This window comes from Halioglobus sp. HI00S01, assembly GCF_001635445.1.
GTDB classification, from domain to species: domain Bacteria; phylum Pseudomonadota; class Gammaproteobacteria; order Pseudomonadales; family Halieaceae; genus Halioglobus; species Halioglobus japonicus.
The window spans coordinates 1-614 of sequence record NZ_LWEE01000347.1 but is presented as its reverse complement, the minus strand read 5'-3'; the positions used below and the strand labels follow the sequence as shown (position 1 = coordinate 614).

The 614-nt window shown below is 55.9% G+C and carries 1 pseudogene; it reads right to left on the bottom strand.

The window, feature by feature from the left end:
* Positions 1–305, bottom strand: a pseudogene (locus A3709_RS20885) (adenylosuccinate synthetase); the annotation flags it as partial.
* Positions 306–614 lie beyond the last annotated feature (309 nt).

Sequence of the window (614 nt, the reverse complement as noted above, 5' to 3'; positions counted from 1 at the left end):
TCGGCGTAGCCCACACAAATCTGGATGGACTCCAGACCGTCGAGCACGTCGAGCTTGGTCAGGCACAGGCCACTTACTGAGTTGATGTTAACGGCGTTGCGCAGGGCCACGGCGTCGAACCAGCCGCAGCGGCGCGGACGCCCGGTGGTGGCACCAAACTCGTGGCCCTTCTCGGCCAGGTGGGCACCGGTTTCATCAAACAGTTCGGTGGGGAATGGGCCGGAGCCGACACGGGTGGTGTAGGCCTTGGTAATACCCAGCACATAATCCAGGTACAGCGGGCCAAAACCGGAGCCGGTGGAAGTATAGGAAAAATAAACGGCCCAATGGGAGTAGATCTTCTCGCCTATTCTGTTGACTTAGCTGGATAAGTTCGCGAATTAACTGTTTATTGCCCTGAAAATATGTTCGCGGCTTTGAGCTTGCCATTCCTATCCGTTAATTCTTGAAGGAAGGCGCGCAACAGCCCATGCCGCGCGTTATTTGGTGGCTTCCTTGCTAAATGATTGCGGTTGAGCTGGAATCCTTACCAGCGAAAAGAGGCAATCTCAGGTGGTGCCCTGGGAGGAGGTGTGAGCAATGGGAGCGTTGGAATGTCCTGGCAGACGCTGTTG